The sequence below is a fragment of the Paenibacillus sp. FSL R7-0179 genome, from assembly GCF_038002265.1.
In the GTDB taxonomy this organism is placed as follows: Bacteria; Bacillota; Bacilli; order Paenibacillales; family Paenibacillaceae; genus Paenibacillus_AQ.
The window spans coordinates 1,370,429-1,390,679 of record NZ_JBBOCC010000001.1 but is presented as its reverse complement, the minus strand read 5'-3'; the positions used below and the strand labels follow the sequence as shown (position 1 = coordinate 1,390,679).

Sequence of the window (20,251 nt, the reverse complement as noted above, 5' to 3'; positions counted from 1 at the left end):
TTCATCTCCGCGCGTATCTCCGTACTTATCTCCGTACTTATCTCCGTTCTTGTCTCCGGTCTCATCTTCGTATTCTCCTCCCGATTGCCGACTTCTCTTGTCCCAGCGCAGGTCAGCCCTTGACTGAGCCGCCCATCAGACCCCGGACGAAATACTTTTGCAGCAGGAAGAAGATCGCCAGCGGCATCAGCATCGAGATAAAGGCGGCCGAGGTCAGCAGATGCCAGTCATTGCCGCGGGAGCCGACCAGATCGGCGATCTTCATCGACATGACCTGCACCGACGGCTGGTTGCCGATGAAGATCAGCGACACCAGATAATCATTCCATACCCAGAGGAACTGGAAGATCCCGATGGAAGCGAGTGCAGGTACGGAGAGCGGCAGAATCAGTCTGCTGAAAATAGTAAAGTGGCTGGCGCCGTCAATAAAGGCCGATTCAACCAGATCCTTAGGCAACTGGCTGATGAAGTTGTACATAAAGTACGTAACCAGCGGCAGTCCGAAGGCCGTATGTGCCAGCCAGATTCCAAGATAACTGCCGTTCAGCCCAAGCGCCGTGTAATCCTTAAGTACCGGAATTAGCGCAACCTGAATCGGAATGACCAGCATCGCAATAATAATGACGAACAGCGTCTTCCGTCCCGGAAACCTTAGCCAGGCGAAGGCATATGCGGCAAAAGAGGCGATCAGCACCGGAATCACCGTCGCCGGAACAGCAATCGTCAGTGTATTCCAGAACGCCTGGGATAATCCGCTCCCCTTCTGCACCGTTTCACTGCCGTCTGCTTCCTTGAGTGTGTACTCCTTGCCGGACAGCACATTCTTGTAGTTGTCGAGCGTAAGGTCCGGCACCGCCTGCCAGCCCTGCTCCTGCATATTCACCGTGCGTGCCCTGCGGTTCTCCCACATCAGGCGGCTGCCATCCGCCTTCACCCCTGCCTTGAGCTGTTCATCCGTATAGGTCTTGCCGTTCACCTCAATCGGCTCCCGCAGATCCACTTCCTTGGAGAGCTGCACCGTCTCGCCCGCCTTCCATTCCTGATGGGGGAACACCTTCCACCAGCCCGTCTGCAAAATATCCGCTGCGGGACGGAAGGAGGAGGCGAAGAGGCCGAAGGTCGGCAGAATCCAGAGGAAGCAGATGAGGCCCAGAATCAGATTGACGGCCGTTTTGCTGCCCTTTCTTTTCTTGGTTCCTACCATTAGAATCCCCCCTGCTTGCGGAACTGCCGCAGATTAATAAGGATAACAGGCAATACCGCGATCAGGAGCACGATAGCCAGTGTAGAGCCGTAGCCGAAGTTACGGTACATGAAGAACTGCCGGTAGAACTGCGTCGCTACAACTTCTGTATCGTATTGACCTCCTGTCATCACCATGACAACGTCAAATATTTTCAGCGTAAAGACAATAATGGTAGTGGTCACCGTCAGAATCGTGGTGGAGATGTAAGGAATCATGATGCCAAAAAAGATCTTCACCTCACCCGCGCCGTCCACCCGTGCAGCCTCCAGAATATCCTCGGGCACTCCTTTGATGGCCGCTGAGAAAATAACCATCGCAAACCCCGTCTGCATCCAGATCAGAATGATAATAAGGAAGAAGTTGTTCCACGGCTGCAGCATACTCGTCCAGGCCTGCGGTTCACCGCCGAAATAGGTGACAATCGCATTCAAGAGTCCAATCTGCTCATCGCCCGGCTGATAATAATAGACGAACTTCCAGATGACCCCGGCGGCAACAAAGGAAATAGCCATCGGCATGAAAATAATAGATTTGGCGATCCGCTCATAGCTGCTACGGTCGGCAAGAATGGCAATCAGCAGCCCGAAGCAGACACAGGCCAGCGTGCCCACGAACACCCAGAGCAGGTTGTTGCGCAGAGCCGTGGCCATCAGACGGTCACTGAAGATCGCGGCGTAATTGCTGAGTCCGACGAACTTCTCTGAGGACGCGTTGAAGAAGCTTAAGTACAGCGTCCGCAGGGCAGGCAGAATCAGCAGCCACCCGAGAATAAGGACCGCCGGTCCGACAAAAACATAAGGCAGCACCTTCCTGCGGACATAGTCCGGGTACTGCTCCACTGCCCAGGTCAAGGTGTAGTAGATCAGATATACGCCCAGCACGCCCCACAACACGGCGAGCACCGCAGTCAGCAGCGGTTGAAGCGTTGAATCGCGGAAAAACAGGAAAATCAGCCCGTTGACCACAATATTCGCAAGCAAGACGCCCAGCGACAGCAGCACTGCCCTGCCGCTGATTCTCTGACTGGCCTGCGCCCCGGCGGCACCCGGCTCCGGCCTTATTTGTGCATCCATATCGGTTCCTCCTATAGGCTCTGTTAGAGCAGAGCCCTCTTCATAAACAACCGTTAACACCAGTTGAGGGGCAGGCCTGATTGCTCAGGACCGCCCCTTCAACCTCTTGGCGTCTAATTCCCATGCTGCCTGGTCCTTAGTTCTTCCAGCCTGACTGAATCTGCTCCAGAGCCTGATCCAGCGTAGCAGTTCCGCTCACATAGTCAGTCATGCCTTTCCAGAAGGTACCTGCACCCACCTTGCCCGGCATCAGGTCCGAGCCATCGAAGCGCAGGGTCGAGGCATCCTGTACCAGCTTCGCCATCCTGCGGTCGGATTCGGACTGGTACCAGTCCAGGGAAGCATCATTCATAGGGGCAATGACACCGCCGGATTGCACCCAGCTTTTGATCGATTCGCCAGTGGTGAAGAATTCCATTACAGCGCGTACCTCAGGGCGGTCATTGAACATAGCGTAGATGTCGCCTGCCACCAGGACCGGCTTGCCGTACTGCTCATCAATCGGCGGGAGATAGAACCAGTCATAGTCTGTATCCACCTTGGCCGTTTCCGGGAAGAAGCTGGTAATAAAGTTCCCCATCAGGTTGAACCAGGCTTTGGGAGGATTCTCGAACATCGGCTTCGGAGCATCGCCGAAGGCAGTAGTGACAATGGATTTAGCACCGCCGTAGACATAATCCTTATTCAGCCAGATCTTGGACATCACTTCCACCGCGTTCTTCACTTCCGGCGAAGTGAACGGCAGCTCCCCGCTTACCCACTTGTCGTAATTCTCAGGCGTCGTGGTCCGCAGCATGATGTTCTCCACCCAATCGGTTGCCGCCCAGCCGGTTGCCGCGCCGCTCTCGATACCGATTGCCCAGGCCGGATCACCGTCTTTGGCGATTTGCTCCGTCAGAGCCATCATCTCATCCCAAGTCTGCGGAACCGTATATCCCGCTTCATCAAATTGCTTCTTCGGATACCAGACCAGGCTCTTCACATTACTGCGGTTCCAGATCCCGGCCATAATCTTGCCATCCTTGCCGTCCATGGTGGACATATCCAACCAGCTCTTATTGTAATTGGCCGTCAGCTTCGCCTGATCCAGCACCCCGGTCAGATCGATAACCTTGCCGGTCTTGGCAATAGAGGCCAGAAGGCCCGGCTGCGGGAAGTCCGCGATATCCGGCGCATTGCCGCCATCAACCCGGATATTAATCGTGGCTTCGAATTCCTTGGAGCCTTCATATTGAATATCAATGCCGGTTTTCTCTTCGAATTCCTTAATGCTGCTCTCAAACTTCACCTGGTCCGCATCAACAAACGGTCCGAACATCGTGACCTTCGTGCCTTTATATTCACCCTTCATCGCCAAGTCCAACGGGCTGCCTGATGCAGCGGGATCTGGGCTGTCTGTTGATGCTGCGTTGTTATCTGCCGACGGTGCTTTTGGCGCTTCTGTAGCCGCCGGGGCCTGCGTTGGTGCAGCGTTGTTATTGCCGCCGCAGCCGCTGAGCATCATGGTGAAGGATAGACACAGCACCATCGCAAGTGACAGTTTACGTGCTGGAGCTTTCTTCATTGTTTTATACATCCCCTTTAATTGTTTTTAGAGACTGCATCAATCCAGCTTCGTTACCGGAACCCCTTCCGGCAGAGCAGCAACTCACCCCCTTATCGAAATTCACGGACACCAGGCACCCGCACCCATTAACACCGCCAACTCAAACGTACATTCTCCATATTCCACTATAATGTATGCGCTTCCAATAGTGCGTTAGTACCTTCTGCTGCAGGTGGGTTTCCTGAAACAGTTCCTGAACCGGTTCCCGAAACGATTCGCTCGTATTTCTGTAACCCTCCGCTCTGAAAAGCTTTTCAGAATACCGCGAAGAAACCGTGCTGCCCTATCCCGGGCAGCCGCGCTTCAGCCCGCCGGAACTACCTTTCACTTCTCACGCGAGGATTCTCTTACGATTAGCTTATGTTCCATCTTCTCTTTCATGACAGCCACCTTGCCCGTGGTCAACAATTCATGCAGCTTCTCGGCCGCCCGGTATCCCAGCTGATAGATAGGCTGTGCAATTGTTGTCAGCTTCGGAATGAACATCCCCGACATCCGCAGATTATCGAAGCCGATGACCGACACCTGACCGGGAACCAGAATATTGCGGTCCTTCAAGTAAGAGATGGTTCCCATAGCGAACTCATCCGCTACACAGAATACTGCGGTTAGCTCCGGATATTCAGTGAACAGCTCGTGCGTTGCCTGATAAGCCTGCTCAAAGCGGTGGTTGGCGTACTTGATTTTCGGGATATTACGCTCCAGCCCCGATTCGCCCAAGGCTCTCACGAACCCCGCCATCCGCGGTGGCCCGGACACCGAATTATCATGATTGAAGCCGATCATCCCGATCTCCCGGTGCCCCAGCTCAATCAGGAATTTCACAGCATCATACGCCGCCTTCTCATCATCCACCTCGACCGACGCTACCTCGTACTCATCGGAATGGGAGGAGACCAGCACAAAGGGAATTCTGCAGTCCACCAGCTTCTCATAATACTCAGGGTGCAGAATATCACTGGCGAACACAACGCCATCCACCTGCTTCTCATGAAAAGTATCCATATAGGACAGTGTCCGCTCCTTGTCACGGTCTGTATTGCAGATCATCAGACTGTAACCGAGCTTAATGCAGGCATCCTGCATTCCCCGGATCACGCCTGCGAAATACAGGTTCTCAATATCGGGAATGAGCAGCCCGAGGGTGAATGACTTCCTGTAAATTAGCCCCCGTGCGAATGCATTAGGCTGATACTTGAGCGCTTCTATCGCTTCAATGACCCGGACGCGCTTGCTCTCCACTACCGTATCCGGCGCATTCATTACACGGGACACGGTACTGATGGATACTCCGGCCATCTTGGCGACATCTCTGATTGTTGGCTTCATAGTCTGACTTCCTTCTTATTCGTTTAGCCCGAAACGTGTGCCCTCCTTATCAGGATTGGCCTAGCCGCTTAAGTTAGAAAAGCTTTTCAAAGCGATTATAGCAAGGCTCCCTTAAATTGGCAAGCAAATTGTTATGCGCTTATATTATTGTCTAAGGAGCGCATGCTGCATGGTTGTAGCAGTCCAAATTCATTCCAGAAGCAACTGCACTTTCCTCCCTCCAGATCGCTTCTCCCCGTCATGCTGCTTACTTAAAGTGTGTAAATTATATTATTTCATGTTATAATTGGCGGGTATCTTGATTCATGGCTGCAAATAATGCTACTGATGCTGTAGGCATCTACTATAGGAGGGATTCATGTGAAGCAATTGCACGACATACCATTCTCCGTACTGGATTTGGCCCCTATCCGGGAGGGCGGAACGGCGGCGGATTCTTTTCATAACACCCTTGACTTGGCCCGTCATGCTGAGAAATGGGGGTATAACCGTTACTGGCTGGCAGAGCATCATAATATGACCGGCATTGCCAGCTCCGCTACCTCCGTTGTTATCGGACATGTGGCGGCCGGAACCAGCTCCATCCGCGTGGGTTCAGGCGGCATCATGCTCTCCAACCATGCACCGCTGGTGATTGCCGAGCAATTCGGCACGCTGGAGTCCCTGTATCCGGGACGGATTGATCTGGGTCTGGGCAGAGCCCCCGGCTCCGACCAGGCAGCCGCCAGAGCACTGCGCCGCAGCCTCGGCAGCGATGGCAGTGAATTCCCCGAGCAGCTAAGTGAGCTGCGGGCTTATTTCGACCCTGAAGGATCAGGCTCCCGCCCGGCCGGTGTCCGCGCCGTGCCCGGCGAAGGACTGAACATCCCGATTTGGCTGCTTGGCTCCAGCGGCTTCAGTGCCCAGCTTGCGGGCCAGCTGGGTCTGCCTTTTGCTTTTGCCAGCCACTTTGCACCGGATTATCTGCTGCCGGCCCTGCATCTGTACCGTACCAGTTTCAAGCCTTCAGCTGTACTGGGCGAGCCTTATGTTATGGTGGGCTTGGGAATTACGGCGGCGGATACGGTAGAGGAAGCGCGCAGACTTGCCACTTCCCAGCAGCAGCAATTCCTGAACATTATCCGTGGCCGCACCGGCAAGCTCCAGCCGCCTGTAGACAGTCTGGACGGAATCTGGACCTCCCAGGAGAAGGCGCTGCTTATGAGCAAACAGCAATACTCCATTGCGGGCGACCAGGCCCTGATCGAAGAACGGCTGCTGCAGATTCTCGAAGAGACGGATGCCGATGAGTGGATTATCGCTTCACAGATCTATGATCACTCTGCCCGCTTACATTCGTATGAGCTTGTGGCCGACCTGTTGAAGAAGTAACAAGCTGTAGTACGGTGTCAGATTTAAAAGGGTGGATAAGCTTGTGAAACTCGGCGGTTCGTGTAATAAAATCCTATCATCCCAAAAAATCTAACGGACCGAAGAGACCTTATTCCCACGAGAAAGCCACCTTTTGCAGCGTAACGGACTCAGGCGACCTTATCGTCGTTCTGCGGGACGTTTGGAGTTGAGTTGCAGGGGATAAGGTCCTTGCAGTCCGTTAATCTCCCAAGTGACGACTTTCTTCCCGGATAAGAGCACCTCAGTCCGTTACGCTAAGCCAAACGCCCCTAAAGAACTAAAGCCCCCCCCTTTGGAAAAGATGTAATTGAAGGGGATTTGCTTCGGTTTACTAATTTGATTACTGGCCAGTCTATATATTTAGCCCATTTAACTACCTGTGGAGTACTCCATTGGGTAGCTAAGTGGGCTATTTTAGCATTGGAGCAAGTGATTATTAAAAAACCAGATTAAGAATGAAGAAAATCTTAGCTGCTCAGTGAAATATATAAAGTCAATTTTGCAAAAGACAAATGTGTTCGGTGCAGAAATTATTGAGCCGAGCCTCCCCACCCACATCGTTCTTTATAAAACACAAAATTAATAAAAAACAGAGAATTAATGAGTTAACCGCAGTGAACATTAAATAAATTCCGTTTATTCATAATAAACGCCCGAATTCATTCACTTAAAGTATCTTTTCCTGTTTTTCTTTATGCTTAATTTCGATTATACTGTAACTAATATTCGTTATAACGAACAATAGCGTATTCTTACCATTCCGGCCTATTCATCGCATGTTCAGGCTTATCCAGACCCGCTAATACTCGTTCTGATTTATACTATCGCTTTGATATGTAGTAGTTCTTTAAAAAACTACTTTATTCGACAAACTACGATTCAGAAGCGCGAACCTGGGCGGATTATGGCTGGGGGCTGCCGGAGGTCTGCAACGAAAGGGGCGGGGAGAGTGAAGAAGAGACATACAACCATAATCGGCGCGTATATTTTGGCTGTTCTTGCAGGTATGATCTGGCATGCCGGAGGGGTCAGCGCTGAGGATACGATCAAGCTCACCGTCAACTCGCATACGACCAGCACGGCAACCATGAACAACATGCAGCCGGGAGATACGATGGCTTCGGATTATAAGATTATCAATGACGGAAATGATCCGTTCGATTATGCAGTTGCCTTCCAGTTCCGCTCCGGGGACGCAGATCTGTACAATATCCTGCAAATGACTCTGCAAAAAGAGGGAGTAATCCTCTATTCAGGGGTCATGAGCGAGGCCCCGGGTGTGGTGACCATCGGCTCGCTTGCCGGAGGGGAAGAGGAAGCTATCGAAATGAAGGTGTTGTTCCCGCCGGAGGCAGGCAACGAGTTCCAGGAGAAGACGGTAAGTGTCGCCTTTGAATTTACAGCTACAGCGGAGCCTGCGCCTACAACCGCGCCAACCTCCTCACCGCAACCGACGGCTGAGCCAGCGGCTTCAGCTACACCTTTACCCGGGTCAACACCGGACACCACGGTCAGTCCCGGAAGTACGCCAGCAGCAACAAGTGCCCCTACGGATTCAACAGCAGGCACAGTCTCTCCTGGCGTTACACCATCGCCATCACCAGCAGCGACGGCAACACCGCCTGCGGGTGGAGTAACTGTAAGTGAAGATCCTGTTCCGCTAGGCGGAGGGGAAGAGGACGGCGGCAACCATCCGTCCGCAACCCCGGATTCCGGAGCCGCTGCACTTGGCAGCACACCAGCCCCTTCACCAGGGAAAGAGGTCAACCTCACAGACGACACGCTTCCGCTGGGCGGACCGGAGGAAGACGGCAGACTGCCGGACACAGCCAGCCCTTGGTACAATCTGATTGCGGCCAGCCTGGTTGCCGCCATGATCAGTGCGCTTGTACTCCGCAGGCTGGGCCAGAAGAAGTAACTTTATGTATAGGTAAGGAGGAGAGAGAGCATGAAGATGCGCAGCGGGTTCACTTTAGCCGTCAAGCTGATCTTCCTGCTCTCCTTGTGCGTTATGGTGTATTCCGCCTTCCAGATCCTCAAAGCGCCCGCCGAAGCCCGAGAAGCCCTGAGAATCTGGGACAAAAAGAGGGAGGAAGCCCAGCTTCCCGTAACTTCCGAAGAAGAAACGCCGCTTCCTGAAGGTATGATCAGCAGCGCGGAAGCACCAAAGGGTGACCAACCTGCTTATATAGCAGGAGAGGTAATTGGAGAGATCTATTTTCCGAAGCTGAAGAAGCGGGTCGCCATTCTGGAGGGAACCGGACGGGCGGAGCTTAAGCAGGGTGCCGGACATGACGAAAGCAGTGCCGCCCCGGGCGCCTCCGGGAACAGCGTGCTGGCCGGACACCGTGACACCGTCTTCCGCAGCCTCGGCGAGCTGGAGACTGGAGACACACTTGAGCTTGCGACAGCGGACGGAACCTTCACCTATGAAGTGACCGGCAGCCGGATTGTTGATGGAGATACACGGGGAGCGATTAAGCCCAGCAGAGACCCCATACTCACCTTGATTACCTGTTACCCGTTCTCTTACGTGGGCGCAGCGCCCGACCGCTACCTGCTCTCAGCCAAGCTTATCTCCAGCCAGTCTACGGTGCAGCAGCCATAATCCGGGTTCCCTCTCCTTCCCCCTCTCCCGCTTCCCTACTGCCTTCCTCACTCCAACTTTTCCCTCGCCTCCCTCCAGCCAGCTATCCCCCTTCACTCCACACCATCCGCCTAAAGTATGAGACCCGGGCCGGATCGTGATAATATAGACATACGAAGCTGAAGAGGAGATGACCCGCATTGAAGGAAGAGTTAATTAGACGTTTTGTATCGTATGCTGAAATGGATACCCAATCCAGCGAGGACAGCGAGACCTGCCCGTCCACTCCAGGCCAAATGGTACTGGCGCATAAGCTGGCAGAGGAGCTGCAGGAGCTGGGACTGACGGAGATTACGGTGGACGAGCATGCCTATGTCATGGCCTCGCTGCCCGCTAATACAGATAAAGAGGTTCCGGTAATCGGCTTCCTGGCCCATCTGGATACCGCCACGGATTTCACCGGTACGAATGTGAAGCCGCAGATTGTAGAGAACTATGACGGGCAGGATCTGGTGCTGAATGAAGCCCAGAATATTATCCTGTCCACGAAGAGCTTCCCGGAGCTGAGCGGCTACAAGGGGCATACGCTCATTACGACTGACGGCACCACCCTGCTGGGGGCGGACAACAAGGCAGGCATCGCTGAGATCATGACGGCTATGGCCCATCTGCTGGCGCATCCGGAGATTAAGCATGGCAAGATCCGCGTCGCTTTTACCCCCGATGAAGAAATTGGACGCGGCCCGCATAAGTTCGACGTTGCCGCCTTCGGCGCTTCCTATGCCTACACCGTGGACGGAGGCCCGCTCGGAGAGCTGGAATATGAGAGCTTCAATGCCGCCGCCGCCAAAATCAGCTTCCATGGAGTCAACGTCCATCCCGGTACAGCCAAGGGCAAGATGATCCATTCGTCCAAAATCGCCATGGCCTTCCATCTCCGTCTGCCCGCCGGTGAAGCTCCTGAATTCACAGACGGCTACGAGGGATTCTACCATCTGATCTCCATGCAAGGCAGTGCCGAGCACAGCAAGCTGCATTATATTATCCGTGATTTTGACCGCGACAGCTTCGAGAACCGCAAATCGAATATCGCCGCGATTGTGGAGGAGTTCAAATCTACGTACGGGGCGGACAACATCGTGCTGGAGATGAATGACCAATACTATAATATGCGCGAGAAAATCGAGCCCGTCCGGCATATCGTCGATATCGCCCGGGAAGCGATGGAGGGCCTCGGAATCACGCCGGTTATCCGTCCAATCCGCGGAGGGACTGACGGCTCACAGCTCTCATATATGGGGCTGCCTACACCGAATATTTTCACCGGAGGCGAGAATTTCCACGGCAAATTTGAATACGCCTCTGTAAACGTCATGCTGCAGGCTGTACAGGTGATCGTTGAGATTGCCCGTCTGGCGGAGCAGAAAGCATAAGCAGGGCTATAGGATGCAGCAAGGAAATCCCCGTTCAAGCGTACTCCGCTCATTCGGGGATTTCCGTGCTGCGCGGAGCTCTATCTTCACCTCTTGCGAGTACCTCGCGGTATCCCTCTCCCCAATGCTTGATGCTAAGAATCGCGGTCTCCAGGCCCTGTGCCCATTCGGTCAAGGAATACTCTACCTTCTGCGGCACCTGCGGGTACACCTTCCTGTGGACCAGGCCGTCACGCTCCAGATCCCGCAACTGCATCACCAGCATCCGCTGAGTAATGCCGGGGCATAATCTGCGCAGCTCGTTGAACCGCTTCGGCCCGCTGATCAGATGATAGAGCAGAACACCCTTCCACTTCCCGCCAATAACTTCAAGGGTCCGCTGCAATGAGCTGTTCTCCGCCCCGCAATCCACGCCCTCTGCCTCATCAGAGCCTCCGTCTCTTCCTTGTACGTTCATCTCTGCCGCACCCCATTTCCGGTCGTCCCTGATTTAGTACAATTGTATCATAGATGCCGATACGGCAAAAACCCCGTGCCGCCTGGAACAACGGGCGCACGGGGTTCTTAACATGCTATGGTCACAGACCGTTATCTGTCTGTCAGACTTATTTCTTCACCGGCAGCCAGCCCGGCGTATGGATCAGCGCTCTCCAGAGCGGGTCCGGGATCACAAGCTCTGCTTGGGCATCTGGATCAAGCTCTGTCTTAATCTCATCGGCCCGGCCCCCGGCCAGCTTCTGCACCCAGTCCGGTTCAATCAGCAGCGGGCGGCCCAGAGCCACCAGGCTGATGCCGCTGTCCAGACTCTTCAGGGCGTCGGCGGCAGAGTAGAGCGAGCCTACGCCAATTACCGGAGCCTTGTCTCCCGCCCGGTCTACGATCTGTTCAATGCGCGGACGGCTGTCCTCCGTTCCCCGGCGCGGCAGCGACCACAGCTCCATGAGGGAGGCGTGCAGGTAATCCAGTCCCTCCGCTGTCAGCGCATCGATTAGGGCAAACGTGTCAGCCATTGTAATTCCCGGTGTCTCCGGCTCTTCAGGCGAGAAGCGGTAGCCTACAAGGAATGCCCCCTGCGCATGCTGCTTCACGGCAGCCTTGACACTGCGCAGAACGGCCAGCGGGAAGGTGAGCCGCTTCTGTAGATCCCCGCCCCAGCGGTCTTCGCGTCTGTTGGAATGCGGCGAGAAGAATTGCTGCAGCAGATATCCGTTCGCGCCGTGAATCTCAACGCCATCGAAGCCGGCCTCAATCGCCCGGCGTGTGGCTTCTCCGAAATCAGCGATAATTCCGGTAATCTCTTCGTCTGTCAGCGGGCGCGGAACAGTACCCTGTCCACCGCCCGGCAGCTCAGCCGGCACATCGCTCGCACTGACAGGCTGCCCGTCAACCAGCTGCTCCGGCGGGCATTGACGTCCGCCATGGAAGATCTGGAGCACAGCCTTCGCTCCTTCGCCCTTGATGGCCTCTGCCAGCTCACGCAGGCTTGGAATCAGACCATCATGGTCAGCTCCGAATTCGCCCGGGAAGCCTTTCCCGCCGCGTGAGACATAGACACAGGCGGTGATGACCATCCCCGCCCCGCCCGATCGGCGGATATAATAGTCCAGCTCCGGCCGGGAGACGGTTCCATCCTCATTCGAGGAGAAGTTAGTCATCGGCGCCATGACCACACGGTTCTTCAGTTCAATCCCGTTCTTGAATTTGAATGTCTCCAGCAGCGGGCTATATTGTGTATTAAGCATACCTACCAGCCTCCATTTATAAAATCTTCACAAATGTTATTATACAATTTAATTTTGCGCAATACAAATACAGTGACTTCGTTTACGGATGCTATTTATCACAGTGAGGTGAATCTTTCCAGATTACCTTCTCCCCGTAATTCTTGCCCCAGTCATACATCATACGCAGCACCGGCATCAGAGTATGTCCATACTCAGTCAGGGAGTATTCGACCCGCGGAGGAACCTCCGCATAGACCTTCCTGAATACCAGCTGATCCTCCTCCAGCTCGCGAAGCTGGTTGGTCAGCATTTTCTGGGTGATATGGGGGATCAGCTTCTTCAATTCACTGAAGCGTTTGGTCCCTTCCAGACCCAGGTGCCACAGTATAATCAGCTTCCACTTGCCGCCGATCACAGCGAGCGTGAGCTCCTTCTCGCAGTTGATCTCCTTCAGATTGATGCGGTCTTTAATTTCAGTAGCCAATATCCAGCCCCCTTCCGGCTATAATCATAATACAAATCCATCAGCCACTGCACATAGGCAGCAAAGGATGCCCTCCCGTCAAGGAAAGCATCCGTGTGATAGCTTTATTGTATTCCAAGCTCTATTCTATTCCAAATCGTATACTATTCCAAATTGGCATGCTTGCCGAACATCCGGCCGGAGGTCTGCCCCGTCTGCTCCATAATCCGCAGGATGACTGCATCATAGAATACAAGCAGCGTCTGTTCAAATAAGGAGGCCATCGGCTGCAGCGTTGTATAGCCGCCATCCGGCCGTTCCTTGGGAGCGCCAGGCAGCTTGACTGCATGATCTGCGAGACGTCCGAGCGCCGAGTCCGGCTGAATGGTTACCAGGACAACAGCTGCTCCGATTGCCTTGGCTTTCTCAGCCATGGAGACAAGCCCCTTCGTCTCGCCTGAGCCGGAACCCAGTACAAGCACATCGCCGGGGCCTATGCCCGGCGTTACCGTCTCTCCGACCACATAGGCTGTCCGCCCGGCCTGCATCAGCCGCATGGCAAAGGCCCGGCCCATCAGGCCGGAACGTCCGGCACCGGCCACGAAGATCTGGCCCGCACGCAGCAGCAGCTCCACCAGCACCTCGCCCTCTCCGGCATCCAGCCCGGAGAGGGCGCCTTCCAGCTCCTTCACAATTTCACGTGCGTAATGCTGCGTGTCCATGGCTGCTTAAGCCTGGCTTACAAGGCGCTTCATTTCCGCTGCAGCTGCCTTCATGTCGGCTTCGCCGGTAATACCGCCGCCCACGATTACCAGATCAGGCTGCGCAGCAATCACTTCAGGCAGCGTACTCAGCTTGATGCCGCCGGCAATTGCAGTTTTGGCGCGGGTCACCACGCTCTTAATATCTTTCAGATCCGCGAAGGAATTCTTGCCTTCGGCCTGATGGTCATAGCCGGAATGCACGCAGACATAATCCACACCCAGCGCATCCACTTCAGCGGCTCTGGCCTTGAGATCCTTCACGTTAATCAGATCGACCAGGATCTCAGCGCCCGTCTTCTTCGCTTCCTCCACCGCACCGCGGATCGTTGAATCATCGGATACACCCAGTACAGTCACGATGCCCGCGCCCGCTTCTACTGCCTTCATAACCTCGTATCCGCCAGCATCCATGATTTTGAGATCGGCCAGCACCGTAAGCGCCGGAAAAGCCTCCTTGATCGCTTTTACCGCATGCAGCCCCTCATTGATAACGACAGGTGTTCCAATCTCAACGATATCTATAGATTCGGCAACCTCTGCAACAACCGCCTTGGCTCCAGCAATATCCACCAGATCGAGTGCTAACTGTAATTTCATATGTGTAAGTTCTCCTTTTTCGTTAATGATTTTGTGAAGTGTTGTTTCTCAGTTTAGGGATATACTGCCGATAAGGGAAGTAGGCACTTTTTTGTGAGGTAGTCACCTGGAGGATACTATTGGACAAAGCCGGGGCATTTCCAGGCAACATGCCCGAAAATCCTACTGCATTTTCACAACAGCTGTGCTACCATACATTTGATCCGAAGATTCACAGCCGTATGGAATCCTAATAAGAAGGTGTACGATGGAAACAAGTAAGCCCAAAACATTCAACCTAATGAAGCTGACCTGGCCGATCTTCCTGGAGCTGTTCCTGTTCATGCTAATGGGCAGTATGGATACCTTCATGATCAGCTCGGTGTCCGATGATGCAGTCTCCGGTGTTGGAGCGGCCAATCAGATTATTGCCATAGCTATTCTGGCGCTTAGTGTCATCGGGAATGGCGCGGCGATCGTCGTGTCGCAATACCTCGGCTCCAAGCAGCCCAAGGAGGCCGCCAAAGTGATCGGCAATGCGGTTACCCTGAACCTTGCGGTAGGAATCGTACTTAGTACAGTCATGCTGCTATTCGGAGGTCATCTGCTGCAAGCACTGAACGTGAAGGGCGACATTCTCGCCTACGCCCGCTCGTATATCAACATTGTCGGAGGCGCGATCTTCCTGCAGGCCCTCATCAACGCGCTGGCTGCAACTATCCGCACCCACGGCTTCACCAAGCAGACGATGGCAGTATCGCTGCTGATGAACGTTATCCATGTCGGCGGTAACTATCTGCTGATCTTCGGCCATTTCGGTCTGCCTGCGCTTGGCGTAGAGGGTGCTGCCGTATCCACCGTAATCAGCCGCTCCATCGCTCTCCTGATCTTCTTCCTGCTGCTCTACCGGATTATGGAGGTACGTGTGAAATGGAGCTATTACGTTCACCTCTCCAAGAAATATGTGCTGCAGATTCTCAAAATCGGTATTCCATCCGCCTTCGAATCGGTAATGTACCAATGCTGCCAGCTCGTCTTCACCCTGTACATCACCTATTTGGGGGCCGAGGCCATGGCTACCCGCCAGTATGCGGTTAATATCTCGAACTATATCTTCCTGTTCAGCGTAGCGGTGGCAATGGGGACCTCAATTATTGTGGGCCATCTTGTAGGTGCAAGGCGGACGCAGGAGGCTTACTCACGGGTATTCACCAGTGTGAAGTGGGCGCTGCTGGTCACAGTGATCATGGATCTGATCGTCATTCTATTCCGCAAGCCGCTGCTGGGCCTATTCACGGATAATGAGCTGATTATCACCATGGGCGCCCAGGTGATCCTGCTCAGCTTCTTCCTGGAGACCGGGCGGACCTGCAATCTGGTCATTATCAACTCGCTGCGCGCGTCGGGCGATGCCAAGTTCCCGGTCTACATGGGCATGATTTCTATGGTGTGCATGAGTCTGCCGCTGGGCTACTTCCTGGTCTTCACGCTTGATCTGGGTCTGGCCGGGGTATGGCTGGCCACCGCGTTCGACGAATGGGTGCGGGCCGTCATTATGTATTTTCGCTGGAAAAGCAGAGCCTGGGAGAAGCACGGCCTGATCCAGCATGAACCGCAGGAAGCCGTTCCGGCAGCCCCGGCGCACTAATTCTGCGGCCGCTCCCCGCACAAATAAGGGATGTTAATCAGCCACCGGAAATACGGCTGATTAGCATCCCTTTGTCGCAAGCTTGTCCCCTGCTCAGTTCCCTTTGGCTACTGCAATTTTATGCCTGGCTGCGAACTGCTCGGGCGTGACCGCTTTGCCGAACAGCGCCTGAATCATATCCAGATGGACCTGGGCAGCATTCGGCTTCATCTGCACATCCGCGAACAAGGTAATACTGCTGGCATTGTTCAGTTCATTCAACAGATCCACGTATAGCTGCGGCAGCTTCTCATTCGTGGTATCAACCTTGGTCGCCGGTATCACCCCCGCACTCGTCACTGAAGCCTCGCCCCATTTGAAGACGAAGTATTCGACAAAAGCCTTAGCCTCCTCCTTCACTCTGGACGATTCCGCTACGAACAGTCCGACACCCGGACCGCCTACCCAGTCGCCGGAATTCCCCTTCCCGCCTTCCACCGCAGGGAATTTGAAGAAGCCAACCTTGTCCTTGAAGGCCTGCGGAATCTCCGGGTTGGTCGTGAAGTTGGGCAGCTCCCAGGTACCGGTCAGGTACATGGCCGCCTTTTCCTCCATGAATTCCGATTTGCCCTCATCATATGACAAGCCGTTGAAGCCGTTGTTGAAGGCGTTCATATCAACGAGGTTCTGTACTTCCGCCGCAGCCTGCACCAGTCCGGGATCATCGAAATAACCCGTCCCGTTCGTCGCCCGCTTCAGCGTCTCACTTCCGGCCATGCGGTCTGCCAGATACATATACCACAGCGAGCCTGTCCACCGGTCCTTATTGCCCAGCGCCACGGGAGGCACACCATGACCGGAGAGCACTCTCACAACTGCCTTGAACTCCTCATACGTTGAAGGCACCTGAAGATTATATTGGGCGAAGATTTCTTTATTATAAAAGATCGGTGAGATGTTCATCTCCAGAGGCAGCGCATAGGTCTTGTTATCGACAACATAAGACTCTGTAGTACTCTTCACGAACTTATCCTTAAGCTGCCCGCCGTTCAGGATGTCATCCAGCGGAGCGAATAATCCGCCTTTTACATAAGGCTCCATGAAGCCGGCGGCCCAGGTTATGCCCACATCGGGAAGGTCATTGGAGGCGGAGAGCACCTTGAGCTTGCTTTTATACTGCTCATTCTCCAGCACATCCTGCCTGATGAAGATACCCGGATGCTCCTTCTCGTATTCTGCGATAATCTGGCTGACCAGCTTATACTGCTGCGCAGAGAGTCCGGCGGGCCAGATGTGCATCATATGAATGGTTATGTTGGGGGAAGAGGCGCCATTAGCTGCCAGCGTACTATTATTGTCTCCCGCAGAGCCGCAACCCGTCAGAACAAGCACCCAGATACAGGCCAGGAGCAGCCCCTTGGTCATGTGATTCCTTCGCATTGCATTGCCTCCCCATCTCACATTGCAAAAGGCCGAACTTACCCATGTAATCGCTATCATTAAAATTCTAGCATCGTACTCCGAGGCAGATAAGGGCACACTTATTGGCTAAAATACCACATTTATTGGATTTCCTGAGCTCCGCCCTTCATCTGCTGACGGTAACGGCTAGGGCTTATGGCCTCCAGGGACTTGAATACCTTAATGAAATATTTATCCGTCCGGTACCCTACACGCTCTCCGATCTCCCCGACCGGCAGCGCAGTCTGGAGTAATAACTCCTTCGCCCGCTGAATCCGCAGACGGGACAGATATTCAGTGAAGGACACCCCGGCCTGCTCCTTGAACAGCACGCTGAAATAGCTGGCATTCAGGTGAATCAGCCCCGCTACCTCAGCCATCGTCAGCTGTTCATGCAGATGCTGCTCCACATAGGCAATTGCCTCCTTAACCGGCTGCCCCATCCCGGCCTGCTCCGGGTCAATCTCCAGCAGCTTGTGATCCACCAGCTTCTCCAGCTTCACATGGCGCTGCTGCTCCTCCTCCCGCTTCAGCGCATCCTCAACCACTGTCAGCAGCTCGGACTTGTCCAGCGGCTTCAGCAGATAATTGACCGCCCCCAGCCGCATTGCCTGCTGAACATAATCGAACTCCGCATAGCCGGAGATGACAATGATCACCGGCTTCCGGGGAGATTCCTGCAGCGAATGGATCAGATCCAGCCCGCTCACCTCCGGCATGCGCACATCTGTAATCAGCAGATGAACCCGCTCCTGCCGCAGCCGCTCGCGCGCTTCCACCCCGTTGTCACAGGTCTCCACGATATACCGGCCTGCCGCCCATACCTCCAGCGTCTGCTTAATCCCCTGACGCGTTCTTGGTTCATCATCTACGATTAGAATCGTCTTATTGCCCAGACTCATCGGTATCTCCTCCATTGCTTGGAATCTCAAACCTTATTACGGTCCCCTCCGACCGCCGGCTCTCCACGATCAGGCCTTCCGTCTGCATGCCCGCTTCCGCGTAGTACAGCTTCAGCCGCCGCTGCACATTCACCAGCCCCACTCCGCTGCCCTTGGCAGAGACCGGCGGCCCGCCATCCAGCGCAGCGCGGAGCGCCAGCAGCGTAGCCTCATCCATACCCGGCCCGTTGTCCGACACCTCCACTGAGGTCCACCCCTTGCGGGAGGAGGGGGTGATTACGACTCCAATCACGCCCTTGCCCACGCGGCTCTCCACTCCATGGAGAATCGCGTTCTCGACAATCGGCTGAATCAGCAGCTTGGGCACCGGTACAGCAGCCTCATGCGGATCAAGCCTGATGTCCCAGGACAAGCGTTCCCCCATCCGCATCTCCATAATCCGCAAATACCGCCTGATCTGCTCGACCTCTTCGCTCAGCGTTACCCATTCATCCTTGTTATGGGGGCTGCCGATAATGTAGCGGAACAGCCTGGACATCATGACCACGAGTCCGGCCAGCTCCTCCTCCCCCTTCTCCTCCAGCGACCAGTTGAAGGCCTCCAGCGTATTGAACAGGAAATGGGGATTGATCTGCGCCTGCAAGGCTTTTAGCTCAGTCCGGCTCTGCAGGACCTCCTTTTCATAGACCACCCTGATCAAATCATTAATATTAGCGACCATACCGTTATAAGTATTATTCAGCTCCCGCAGCTCCATGGTAGATACCTTCTGCGAATTGGGGGTCAGCACCCCCATGCGGGATTTGCGCATCGCCCGGATCAGGTGAATGATCGGCCGGGTAATCATTGTCGACAGCAGGAAGGATATAATCAGAAACAGCAGGGTTCCGATTCCGCCGGACACCAGCAGCACCGTCCGCAGCACAGACAGCCCCTTGGTCACATAGCTGACAGGCGTCAGTACCAGCAGCGTCCAGGAGGTCTTATCCGAGCGCAGCTTGACCTGCACATACTCCTTGCCCCGGAAGCTGACCGTCTGATCCCCGCTCTCCAGCAGCGGCAGCAGATCCTCCTGCGGTGTTCCGCTGCTCCCGAGGAGCTGGCCTTCATCATTCACGAGCAGCACTGACTCCCCGCTGTCGCTGCCGGAGAACGGATCATCAAGCTGGAAGTAGCTGCGCTGGATGCGGGCCATCAGGTAGCCTCCCCGCGAGAACCAGCGGTCCATCAGGCTGACCTGGCGGATCGCCAGCAGGCTCTGTTCATCATGCGGATCAACGCCGATCCAGACCAGCCGCCCCTTCTGGGCGTTAGCCTCACTGATATGCTGCTCGTTAATTCTGCTCTCCAGGCTGCCTTCCTTAATCGGGAACAGAAGCCTGTAATCAGCGGTATATAGCTCCAGCGAGCCCACGCTCGGCATGTACGCCTGATAGCTGGAGACAATCTGCAGCAGCGACTGGCGCTGATTGAAGGACACCTCATTGCCGTCCAGCTCCTCCAGCAGCAGCTGCTGGACGGTAGGATGATTGGCCACCTGCTCCATCAGACCGTCAATCTGACCGGTCAGCGCGTCCAGCCTTCCGTTGGCCTGAACCGCCGTCTGCTGGATATGCCGCTCGGCATTATTTTTGAGCAGAATAGAGACACGGTCATACACAAATATCCCGGACACCAGAATAATAATGAGCATCACCAGCAAAAAACCGATGAATATCTGATTGCGCAGTGTGTTGAGCTCTCTGAACCTCTGAAGCATCAGAATTCCCTCTTTCGTTGGCAGCGTTTCCAACTCTATTCTCCAAACCCCGGAAGTTTTGTCAAGCTAAATCATTGCCCATCCTAACATATGAACGGGCTCACTATGTCGCCGCCACACGCATACATTCGGCCCATAGGTCTGCGTGCCGCCACAATGTATGCTGTTTTTAACATACATTTGGCCCATGCGCCTGCGTGCCACCACCTCGCCATCCTTTGTAAGCAGTGAGAAACCTATAAATTATATTTCAACAAAAAAAACCTTAGCACAGTTCTCCCGCTTCAAGGAGCTGCCCTAAGGGCTTAC

17 protein-coding genes are annotated in these 20,251 nt (G+C 54.5%); 5 read left to right on the top strand and 12 right to left on the bottom strand.

The genetic code is table 11. The features are described 5' to 3' along the window. Positions 1 to 112 precede the first annotated feature (112 nt). From MKX63_RS06195 to MKX63_RS06180, 4 genes are all read right to left on the bottom strand, one after another. Positions 113 to 1,204 (bottom strand): carbohydrate ABC transporter permease, encoded by a 1,092-nt coding sequence (locus MKX63_RS06195; protein ID WP_341015958.1) that lies wholly within the window; start codon positions 1,202 to 1,204, stop codon positions 113 to 115. Next, the gene (locus tag MKX63_RS06190) at positions 1,204 to 2,319 is read right to left on the bottom strand and encodes a carbohydrate ABC transporter permease (protein ID WP_341015957.1); all 1,116 of its coding nucleotides are present in this window, start codon (positions 2,317 to 2,319) and stop codon (positions 1,204 to 1,206) included. The genes MKX63_RS06195 and MKX63_RS06190 overlap by 1 nt, the downstream gene beginning before the upstream one ends. Positions 2,320 to 2,455: 136 nt before the next feature. Continuing rightward, the gene (locus MKX63_RS06185; protein WP_341015955.1) at positions 2,456 to 3,883 is read right to left on the bottom strand and encodes an ABC transporter substrate-binding protein; all 1,428 of its coding nucleotides are present in this window, start codon (positions 3,881 to 3,883) and stop codon (positions 2,456 to 2,458) included. Positions 3,884 to 4,249: 366 nt separating this feature from the next. Beyond that, on the bottom strand, positions 4,250 to 5,254 hold the full coding sequence (locus MKX63_RS06180) for a LacI family DNA-binding transcriptional regulator (protein ID WP_341015954.1): 1,005 nt from the start codon (positions 5,252 to 5,254) through the stop codon (positions 4,250 to 4,252). Positions 5,255 to 5,614: 360 nt separating this feature from the next. On the opposite strand from MKX63_RS06180, the gene MKX63_RS06175 reads away from it, so the two are divergent. The 4 genes from MKX63_RS06175 to pepT all read left to right on the top strand — a co-directional run bounded on the left by MKX63_RS06175 (position 5,615) and on the right by pepT (position 10,666). Further along, positions 5,615 to 6,625 (top strand): LLM class flavin-dependent oxidoreductase, encoded by a 1,011-nt coding sequence (locus MKX63_RS06175; protein WP_341015952.1) that lies wholly within the window; start codon positions 5,615 to 5,617, stop codon positions 6,623 to 6,625. Between the two features lie 970 nt (positions 6,626 to 7,595). Continuing rightward, on the top strand, positions 7,596 to 8,564 hold the full coding sequence (locus MKX63_RS06170; RefSeq protein ID WP_341015951.1) for a hypothetical protein: 969 nt from the start codon (positions 7,596 to 7,598) through the stop codon (positions 8,562 to 8,564). Positions 8,565 to 8,594: 30 nt separating this feature from the next. After that, positions 8,595 to 9,254: a sortase gene (locus tag MKX63_RS06165; protein ID WP_341015950.1), complete on the top strand. Its 660-nt coding sequence runs from the start codon at positions 8,595 to 8,597 to the stop codon at positions 9,252 to 9,254. Between the two features lie 179 nt (positions 9,255 to 9,433). After that, positions 9,434 to 10,666: a peptidase T gene (pepT, locus tag MKX63_RS06160; protein ID WP_341015948.1), complete on the top strand. Its 1,233-nt coding sequence runs from the start codon at positions 9,434 to 9,436 to the stop codon at positions 10,664 to 10,666. Positions 10,667 to 10,715: 49 nt separating this feature from the next. On the opposite strand, the gene MKX63_RS06155 is transcribed toward pepT, so the two are convergent. From MKX63_RS06155 to hxlA, 5 genes are all read right to left on the bottom strand, one after another. Beyond that, the gene (locus tag MKX63_RS06155) at positions 10,716 to 11,123 is read right to left on the bottom strand and encodes a winged helix-turn-helix transcriptional regulator (protein ID WP_341015947.1); all 408 of its coding nucleotides are present in this window, start codon (positions 11,121 to 11,123) and stop codon (positions 10,716 to 10,718) included. Between the two features lie 148 nt (positions 11,124 to 11,271). After that, positions 11,272 to 12,408 (bottom strand): NADH-dependent flavin oxidoreductase, encoded by a 1,137-nt coding sequence (locus MKX63_RS06150; RefSeq protein WP_341015946.1) that lies wholly within the window; start codon positions 12,406 to 12,408, stop codon positions 11,272 to 11,274. A 91-nt stretch (positions 12,409 to 12,499) separates the two neighbouring features. Then, positions 12,500 to 12,874 (bottom strand): winged helix-turn-helix transcriptional regulator, encoded by a 375-nt coding sequence (locus MKX63_RS06145; RefSeq protein WP_341015945.1) that lies wholly within the window; start codon positions 12,872 to 12,874, stop codon positions 12,500 to 12,502. A gap of 143 nt (positions 12,875 to 13,017) precedes the next feature. Then, on the bottom strand, positions 13,018 to 13,575 hold the full coding sequence (gene hxlB / locus MKX63_RS06140; protein WP_341015944.1) for a 6-phospho-3-hexuloisomerase: 558 nt from the start codon (positions 13,573 to 13,575) through the stop codon (positions 13,018 to 13,020). A gap of 6 nt (positions 13,576 to 13,581) precedes the next feature. Further along, positions 13,582 to 14,214: a 3-hexulose-6-phosphate synthase gene (gene hxlA / locus MKX63_RS06135; RefSeq protein WP_341015943.1), complete on the bottom strand. Its 633-nt coding sequence runs from the start codon at positions 14,212 to 14,214 to the stop codon at positions 13,582 to 13,584. A gap of 247 nt (positions 14,215 to 14,461) precedes the next feature. On the opposite strand from hxlA, the gene MKX63_RS06130 reads away from it, so the two are divergent. After that, positions 14,462 to 15,841 carry an MATE family efflux transporter gene (locus tag MKX63_RS06130; protein ID WP_341015942.1) on the top strand — a complete coding sequence of 460 codons (1,380 nt, stop codon included), beginning with the start codon at positions 14,462 to 14,464 and terminating at the stop codon, positions 15,839 to 15,841. A 93-nt stretch (positions 15,842 to 15,934) separates the two neighbouring features. Here the strand turns inward: MKX63_RS06130 and MKX63_RS06125 are convergent, their stop codons facing one another. The 3 genes from MKX63_RS06125 to MKX63_RS06115 form a co-directional block, all read right to left on the bottom strand. Then, entirely contained in the window at positions 15,935 to 17,260 is a 1,326-nt protein-coding gene (locus MKX63_RS06125; protein WP_341015941.1) for an extracellular solute-binding protein, read from the bottom strand. Positions 17,261 to 17,382: 122 nt separating this feature from the next. Then, positions 17,383 to 18,183, bottom strand: a complete 801-nt coding sequence (locus MKX63_RS06120) for a response regulator transcription factor (protein WP_341015939.1) — start codon at positions 18,181 to 18,183, stop codon at positions 17,383 to 17,385. Then, positions 18,167 to 19,942 (bottom strand): cache domain-containing sensor histidine kinase, encoded by a 1,776-nt coding sequence (locus tag MKX63_RS06115; protein WP_341018535.1) that lies wholly within the window; start codon positions 19,940 to 19,942, stop codon positions 18,167 to 18,169. The genes MKX63_RS06120 and MKX63_RS06115 overlap by 17 nt, the downstream gene beginning before the upstream one ends. Positions 19,943 to 20,251 lie beyond the last annotated feature (309 nt).